Annotated in this window: 6 protein-coding genes; all 6 read left to right on the top strand. The window is 44.3% G+C overall.

Annotated elements, in window-relative coordinates; genetic code table 11:
* A partial coding sequence (gene secA / locus SMIDD26_RS07580; protein WP_246746989.1) for a preprotein translocase subunit SecA occupies positions 1–2,253 on the top strand: 2,253 nt, incomplete at its 5' end.
* An 80-nt stretch (positions 2,254–2,333) separates the two neighbouring features.
* Complete coding sequence (locus tag SMIDD26_RS07575; protein WP_061439726.1) at positions 2,334–3,365, top strand: 3-deoxy-7-phosphoheptulonate synthase; 1,032 nt, start codon at positions 2,334–2,336, stop codon at positions 3,363–3,365.
* 1 nt (position 3,366) lies between these two features.
* Positions 3,367–4,398, top strand: a complete 1,032-nt coding sequence (locus SMIDD26_RS07570) for a 3-deoxy-7-phosphoheptulonate synthase (protein WP_061439725.1) — start codon at positions 3,367–3,369, stop codon at positions 4,396–4,398.
* 44 nt (positions 4,399–4,442) lie between these two features.
* The gene (gene acpS / locus SMIDD26_RS07565) at positions 4,443–4,805 is read left to right on the top strand and encodes a holo-ACP synthase (RefSeq protein WP_000635003.1); all 363 of its coding nucleotides are present in this window, start codon (positions 4,443–4,445) and stop codon (positions 4,803–4,805) included.
* Complete coding sequence (gene alr / locus SMIDD26_RS07560; protein WP_061439724.1) at positions 4,795–5,898, top strand: alanine racemase; 1,104 nt, start codon at positions 4,795–4,797, stop codon at positions 5,896–5,898. Before acpS ends, alr begins: the two co-directional genes overlap by 11 nt.
* Positions 5,899–5,916: 18 nt before the next feature.
* Positions 5,917–7,932, top strand: coding sequence for an ATP-dependent DNA helicase RecG (gene recG / locus SMIDD26_RS07555; protein ID WP_061439723.1), 2,016 nt, complete (start codon positions 5,917–5,919; stop codon positions 7,930–7,932).
* The last annotated feature ends 565 nt before the right edge of the window (positions 7,933–8,497 follow it).

The following is an 8,497-nucleotide window of genomic DNA, read 5'->3' as shown; positions in this document are numbered from 1 at the left end:
GGGGGGATCGTTCTTCACCATGGTGACGTGCCAGAGATGCGTACAGGGGAAGGAAAAACCTTGACTGCGACCATGCCCGTATACCTCAATGCCCTTTCAGGCAAAGGGGTTCACGTAGTTACGGTAAATGAATATCTATCAGAACGTGACGCGACTGAGATGGGTGAATTGTACTCATGGCTTGGTTTGTCAGTAGGGATTAACTTGGCTGCCAAGTCTCCAATGGAGAAAAAAGAAGCCTATGAGTGTGATATTACTTACTCAACCAACTCAGAAATCGGATTTGACTACCTTCGTGATAACATGGTCGTTCGCGCTGAAAACATGGTACAACGCCCGCTTAACTATGCCTTGGTCGATGAGGTTGACTCAATCTTGATTGACGAGGCCCGTACACCTTTGATCGTATCAGGTGCTAACGCAGTTGAAACTAGTCAGCTCTACCACATGGCAGACCACTATGTGAAATCTTTGGATAAAGACGACTACATTATCGATGTGCAGTCTAAAACTATTGGTTTGTCTGATTCAGGGATTGACAAGGCTGAAAGCTACTTCAAGCTTGAAAACCTCTATGATATCGAAAACGTAGCTCTGACTCACTTTATCGATAACGCCCTTCGTGCTAACTACATCATGCTTCTCGATATTGACTATGTGGTCAGCGAAGAGCAAGAAATCTTGATTGTCGACCAATTTACAGGTCGTACCATGGAAGGTCGTCGTTATTCTGATGGATTGCACCAAGCCATTGAAGCCAAAGAAGGTGTGCCAATCCAGGATGAAACCAAGACATCTGCCTCAATCACTTACCAAAACCTCTTCCGTATGTACAAGAAATTGTCTGGTATGACGGGTACAGGTAAGACTGAGGAAGAAGAATTCCGTGAAATCTACAACATTCGTGTTATTCCAATCCCAACCAACCGTCCTGTTCAACGTATTGACCACTCAGACCTTCTTTATGCAAGTATCGAGGCTAAGTTTAAGGCGGTTGTCGAAGACGTTAAGGCTCGTTACCAAAAAGGTCAGCCTGTCTTGGTTGGTACAGTAGCGGTTGAAACCAGTGATTACATTTCTAAGAAATTAGTCGCAGCTGGCGTTCCTCACGAAGTCTTGAATGCCAAAAACCACTATAGAGAAGCCCAAATCATCATGAATGCTGGTCAACGTGGTGCTGTTACTATCGCAACCAACATGGCCGGTCGTGGTACCGACATCAAGCTTGGTGAAGGGGTTCGCGAATTAGGTGGACTTTGTGTGATTGGTACAGAACGTCATGAAAGCCGTCGTATCGATAACCAGCTTCGTGGACGTTCAGGTCGTCAAGGAGACCCAGGTGAGTCACAATTCTACCTCTCTCTTGAAGATGATTTGATGAAACGTTTTGGTTCTGAACGCTTGAAGGGAATCTTTGAACGTCTCAACATGTCTGAAGAGGCCATTGAGTCTCGTATGTTGACACGTCAGGTTGAAGCAGCTCAGAAACGTGTCGAAGGAAATAACTACGATACCCGTAAACAAGTCCTTCAATACGACGATGTCATGCGTGAACAACGTGAGATTATCTATGCTCAACGTTACGATGTCATCACTGCAGACCGTGACTTGGCACCTGAAATTCAGTCAATGATCAAACGTACGATTGGTCGTGTCGTTGATGGTCATGCGCGTGCCAAACAAGATGAAAAACTAGAAGCGATTTTGAACTTTGCTAAGTACAACTTGCTTCCAGAAGATTCTATTACGATGGAAGACTTGTCAGGTTTGTCTGATAAGGCTATTAAGGAAGAACTCTTCCAACGTGCCTTGAAGGTTTACGATAGTCAGGTTTCAAAACTACGCGATGAAGAAGCGGTTAAAGAATTCCAAAAAGTCTTGATTCTACGAGTGGTAGATAACAAGTGGACAGATCATATCGATGCCCTTGATCAATTGCGTAATGCGGTTGGACTTCGTGGCTATGCTCAGAACAACCCTGTTGTTGAGTATCAGGCAGAAGGTTTCCGTATGTTCAATGATATGATTGGTTCGATTGAGTTTGATGTGACACGCTTGATGATGAAAGCACAAATTCATGAACAAGAAAGACCACAGGCAGAACGCCATATCAGTACAACAGCGACTCGTAATATTGCTGCCCACCAAGCAAATATGCCTGAAGATTTGGATTTGAGCCAGATTGGACGCAATGAACTTTGCCCATGTGGTTCTGGTAAGAAGTTTAAAAACTGTCACGGTAAAAGACAATAAAATGAGATAGTTTAGAGGCGGATACCTTGTGAAAAGTAAATTTTTACTTGGTATCCGTTTGCTTTATAAGGAGATGAGTTATGGTATTTACAGCAAAAAGTCCTAAAATCAATATTGAAGAAGTTCGTGCCTTGTCAAAATTAGAAGGCCAAGCTTTGGAGAGAAAATCACAGCGCGATCAAGAGCTAGAAGCCATTATACGTGGAGAAGACCAGCGAATTCTTTTGGTAATCGGGCCATGCTCATCTGACAATGAAGAAGCTGTTCTTGAATACGCTAAGCGTTTGGCAGCTTTACAAGAAGAAGTGGCAGACCGTATCTTTATGGTTATGCGTGTTTATACAGCCAAACCCCGTACCAACGGAGATGGCTATAAGGGCTTGATTCACCAGCCTAACGCGACAGAAGCGCCTAGTCTTATCAACGGAATCAAAGCCGTTCGCCATCTTCACTATCGTGTTATCACAGAAACAGGGATGACGACAGCTGATGAAATGCTTTATCCTGAAAATCTGCCGCTTGTAGATGATTTGATTTCTTATATGGCAGTTGGTGCCCGTTCGGTTGAAGACCAGCAACACCGCTTTGTGGCAAGTGGAGCAGATTTTGCGACTGGTTTTAAAAATCCAACCTCTGGAAATCTCAATGTTATGTTTAATGGGATTTATGCTGCTCAAAACAAACAAAGCTTCCTTTTCCTAGGAAAAGAAGTGGAAACAACTGGTAACCCACTTTCGCATGCCATTCTTCGTGGTGCTCTTAATGAGTATGGAAAAAATATTCCCAACTACTATTATGACAATTTAATTGACACCATTGCCCAGTATGAGAAAATGGGCTTGGAAAATCCTTTTATCATCATTGATACCAATCATGATAATTCTGGTAAGCAATACATGGATCAGATTCGAATTGTCCGCCAGACCTTGATTAACCGTGCTTGGAATGAAAAAATCAAGCAGTTCGTTCGTGGTTTTATGATTGAGTCTTATCTGGAAGATGGTCGACAAAATGAGCCAGAAGTATTTGGCAAGTCTATCACAGACCCTTGCCTGGGTTGGGATAACACAGAAACCCTTGTCAGAGAAATTTACAAAACGTTAGGAGAATAAGATGGCATTTATTGAAAAAGGTCAAGAAATCGATATGGAAGTCATCAAGGCTGAAACCCAATTGTCTGCGGAAGCCTCGAGACTCAAGGAAAGCCGTGATAGAGAATTGGCAGACATTATTTCAGGGGAAGATGACCGTATTCTCTTGGTAATTGGTCCTTGCTCTTCTGATAATGAAGAAGCGGTCTTGGAATATGCTCGCCGTTTATCCGCCTTGCAAAAGAAGGTAGCGGACAAGATTTTCATGGTCATGCGCGTGTATACTGCTAAGCCGCGTACCAATGGAGACGGCTATAAAGGGTTGGTTCACCAGCCAGATACTTCTAAGGCTCCAAGCCTGATTAACGGTTTGCAGGCTGTGCGCCAGTTGCACTACCGCGTGATTACAGAGACTGGTTTGACGACGGCAGATGAGATGCTTTATCCGTCAAATCTGATCTTGGTGGATGACTTGGTCAGCTACCATGCCGTTGGCGCTCGTTCTGTGGAAGACCAAGAGCACCGCTTTGTGGCTTCAGGGATTGATGCACCAGTAGGGATGAAAAATCCAACCTCTGGAAATTTGGGTGTTATGTTTAACGCCATCTATGCTGCTCAAAACAAGCAAACCTTCCTTTATCATGGTCAGGAAGTTGAGACTTCAGGTAATCCTTTGTCCCATGTCATCCTCCGTGGAGCAGTTAACGAGTATGGCAATTATATGCCGAATTACTACTATGAAAATCTACTCCAAGCCATTGAACGTTATGAGACCATGGGACTTGAAAATCCTTTTATCCTCATTGATACCAACCATGATAACTCAGGCAAGCAATATATGGAGCAGATTCGAATTGTTCGTCAGACCTTGCAGAATCGTGATTGGAATGAGAAAATCAAAAAGATAGTTCGAGGCTTCATGATTGAATCTTACCTAGCAGATGGTCGTCAAAACCAACCAGAGGTCTTTGGTTGCTCTATTACCGACCCTTGTCTAGGTTGGGAAAATACAGAGGCTTTGGTAGAAGAGATTTATGCTACCTTGACAAAATAAGTGAAAAGGATGGAGTTGGGGAATCTCAACTCCTTTTGATGAGAATGATAGTTGGACACGGAATTGACATCGAAGAATTAGCTTCGATAGAAAGCGCAGTTACACGACATGAAGGATTTGCTAAGCGCGTGCTGACCGCTAAGGAAATGGAACGGTTTAACAGTCTTAAAGGGCGCAGGCAGATTGAATATTTGGCTGGTCGCTGGTCGGCTAAGGAGGCCTTTTCCAAGGCTATGGGAACGGGTATTGGAAAACTAGGTTTTCAGGATTTGGAAGTCTTGAACAATGAACGCGGGGCGCCTTATTTTAGTCAGGCACCATTTTCAGGAAAAATTTGGCTGTCTATCAGCCACACCGATCAGTTTGTGACAGCCAGTGTCATTTTGGAGGAAAATCATGAAAGCTAGTCCGCATAGACCAACCAAGGCTCTGATTCATCTGGGAGCTATTCGACAAAATATTCAGCAAATGGGGGCTCATATCCCTCAAGGAACGCTCAAATTTGCAGTAGTCAAGGCTAATGCCTATGGGCATGGAGCTGTTGCCGTTGCGACGGCTATTCAAGATGATGTTGATGGTTTTTGCGTTTCCAATATCGATGAAGCCATTGAACTCAGACAGGCTGGACTCAGCAAGCCAATCCTCATCTTAGGAGTTTCTGAGTTAGAAGCTGTTTCCCTAGCTAAAGAATACGACATCACCTTGACTGTGGCCGGACTGGAGTGGGTTCAAGCACTCTTAGATAAGGAAACAGAACTAACTGGATTGACAGTCCACATCAAGATTGACTCAGGAATGGGACGGATTGGTTTTCGAGAGGCTCGTGAGGCTGAGCAGGCTCAAGACTTGCTCCAACAACACGGTGCCCGTGTTGAAGGGATTTTTACCCACTTTGCTACTGCAGACGAGGAATCAGATGACTACTTTAATACCCAGTTAGAACGGTTTAAAACCATTTTGGCTAGTATGAAAGGTCTTCCAGACTTGGTTCATGCTAGTAATTCTGCAACGACTCTTTGGCATGCAGAGACTATTTTCAATGCGGTTCGTATGGGAGATGCCATGTATGGTCTCAATCCTAGCGGAGAGGTCTTGGATTTGCCTTATGATTTGATACCGGCCTTGACCTTGGAGTCTGCTTTAATTCATGTCAAGACAGTTCCAGCTGGGGCTTGCATGGGCTATGGAGCGACATATCAAGCGGATAGCGAGCAAGTCATCGCGACCGTGCCAATCGGCTATGCGGATGGTTGGACACGAGACATGCAGAATTTCTCTGTCTTGGTAGATGGGAAAGCTTGCCCAATTGTCGGCAGGGTTTCGATGGACCAGATCACTATTCGATTACCTAAGCCTTACCCACTCGGAACTAAGGTAACCTTGATTGGCTCCGACGGAGATAAGGAAATCACTGCAACTCAGGTAGCGACCTACCGTGGGACTATTAACTACGAGGTGGTTTGTCTTCTCAGCGACCGCATTCCGAGAGAATATTATTAGAAAAGAAAGGAGTGGAGCATGAATCTACATCAACCCTTGCATGTCTTACCTGGTGTGGGACCAAAGTCAGCAGAAAAATACGCCAAACTAGGAATTGAAAATTTGCAAGACCTCTTGCTCTACTTTCCTTTCCGTTATGAAGACTTCAAAACCAAGCAAGTATTGGAACTGGAAGACGGGGAGAAGGCAGTCCTATCTGGTCAAGTCGTGACTCCTGCCAGTGTTCAGTATTATGGTTTCAAGCGCAATCGCCTGCGTTTTAGCCTCAAGCAGGGAGAAGTTGTTTTTGCGGTGAATTTCTTTAACCAGCCCTATCTGGCTGATAAGATAGAGTTGGGAGCAACCCTTGCTGTCTTTGGAAAATGGGACCGTGGCAAGGCTAGTCTAACTGGGATGAAGGTTTTGGCTCAGGTGGAAGATGACCTCCAACCTGTCTATCGCTTGGCTCAGGGAATCAGTCAAGCCAGTCTGGTAAAGGTCATTAAGACAGCCTTTGATCAGGGACTGGACCTCTTGATTGAAGAAAATCTTCCCCAGTCTTTACTGGACAAATACAAACTCATGTCCCGTTGTCAGGCCGTTCGCGCTATGCATTTCCCCAAGGATTTGGCAGAATACAAGCAGGCCCTTCGCCGTATCAAGTTTGAGGAACTCTTTTATTTTCAGATGCAGTTGCAGACGCTCAAGTCTGAAAATAGAGTTCAAGGAAGCGGTCTGGTTCTGAATTGGTCTCAGGAAAAGGTGACAGCAGTTAAAGAAAATCTACCTTTTGCCCTGACCCCAGCTCAAGAAAAAAGTTTGCTGGAAATTTTAACCGATATGAAGTCCGACCACCACATGAATCGTCTCCTACAAGGAGATGTGGGGAGCGGAAAAACGGTAGTCGCTGGCTTGGCTATGTTTGCGGCAGTGACGGCTGGCTACCAATCAGCCCTCATGGTACCAACAGAAATCCTCGCAGAGCAACACTTTGAGAGTTTGAAGAGTCTCTTCCCAGACCTAAAACTCGCTCTCTTGACAGGTTCCTTGAAAGCTGCAGAAAAAAGAGAAGTCTTAGAGACTATTGCCAAGGGTGAGGCTGATTTGATTATCGGGACTCATGCTCTGATACAAGATGGGGTGGATTATGCTCGTCTTGGTTTGATTATCATCGATGAGCAGCACCGTTTTGGCGTGGGGCAAAGGCGTATTTTACGGGAAAAAGGCGACAACCCAGATGTCCTCATGATGACGGCGACTCCTATTCCACGGACGCTGGCTATCACAGCATTTGGAGATATGGATGTGTCCATTATTGACCAGATGCCAGCAGGACGGAAGCCTATTGTGACACGCTGGATCAAGCATGAGCAACTACCTCAGGTCTTGACTTGGTTAGAGGGGGAAATTCAAAAAGGTTCACAAGCCTATGTCATCTCTCCCTTGATTGAAGAATCTGAAGCTCTGGATTTGAAAAATGCTATCGCTTTGTCAGAGGAGTTGACAGCTCACTTTGCAGGCAAGGCAGAGGTGGCTCTGCTACATGGTAAGATGAAGAGTGACGAAAAAGACCAGATTATGCAGGAGTTCAAAGAGCGAAAAACGGATATTCTGGTTTCGACGACAGTTATCGAGGTCGGGGTTAATGTTCCCAATGCGACTGTCATGATTATCATGGATGCCGATCGCTTCGGGCTCAGCCAGCTTCACCAGCTCAGAGGTCGTGTCGGTCGGGGAGACAAGCAGTCCTACGCTGTCCTTGTTGCTAATCCCAAGACGGATTCTGGGAAAGACCGCATGCGCATCATGACAGAAACCACCAATGGATTTGTCCTGGCCGAAGAAGATTTGAAAATGCGTGGTTCAGGTGAAATTTTTGGAACCAGACAGTCAGGTCTCCCAGAGTTTCAAGTGGCTGATATTATCGAGGATTTTCCGATTTTAGAAGAAGCCAGAAAAGTTGCTAGCTACATTAGTTCTATTGAAGGCTGGCAAGAGGATCCAGAGTGGCGCATGATTGCCCTTCATTTGGAAAAGAAAGAACATCTAGATTAAGCTTTCTCTAAGGAAATCTTAAGCTAGCTTTCAGGTTTGGCCCTTATACTAGAGTCATCAAAAAGAAACGAGGACTCTCACATGACAGTAACGATTAAAGTAAATTACCAAACCACTTTCCAAAAGAAAGAAGCAACAAACTAAGATTGAATAAAGGAAGAAGAGCGTAACTGCTCTTTTTTCGTTACACAGAAGCTTGGCAAGAGGATCCAGAGTGGCGCATGATTGCTCTTCATCTGGAAAAGAAAGAACATTTAGATTAAGCTTTCTCTAAGGAAAACTTAAGCTAGCTTTCAGGTTTGACCCTTATACTAGAGTCATCAAAAAGAAACGAGGACTCTCACATGACAGTAACGATTAAAGTAAATTACCAAACCACTTTCCAGAAGAAAGAAGCAACAAAATAATATAAATATAAGAAAGGGCGGAAATGCTCTTTTTATTTTTATGAAATAATCGGCTATAAATCAAACTTAGTCAAGTGATAAAAAGATATTAGTCTTCCAGTCTATTTACTCTTTGACGGAAGCTTGATATAATGACCCCATCTGAATAAGGAGGAGTG

The sequence above is a fragment of the Streptococcus mitis genome (genome assembly GCF_001579035.1).
Classification (GTDB): Bacteria; Bacillota; Bacilli; order Lactobacillales; family Streptococcaceae; genus Streptococcus; species Streptococcus mitis_J.
This window is presented reverse-complemented; position numbering and strand designations above follow the sequence as displayed.

Bases quoted from the DNA above. Each gene is read 5' to 3' on its own strand.
- SMIDD26_RS07575 (WP_061439726.1), top strand. From the start codon at position 2,334: ATGGTATTTACAGCAAAAAGTCCTAAAATCAATATTGAAGAAGTTCGT.
- SMIDD26_RS07570 (WP_061439725.1), top strand. From the start codon at position 3,367: ATGGCATTTATTGAAAAAGGTCAAGAAATCGATATGGAAGTCATCAAG.
- acpS (WP_000635003.1), top strand. From the start codon at position 4,443: ATGATAGTTGGACACGGAATTGACATCGAAGAATTAGCTTCGATAGAA.
- alr (WP_061439724.1), top strand. From the start codon at position 4,795: ATGAAAGCTAGTCCGCATAGACCAACCAAGGCTCTGATTCATCTGGGA.
- recG (WP_061439723.1), top strand. From the start codon at position 5,917: ATGAATCTACATCAACCCTTGCATGTCTTACCTGGTGTGGGACCAAAG.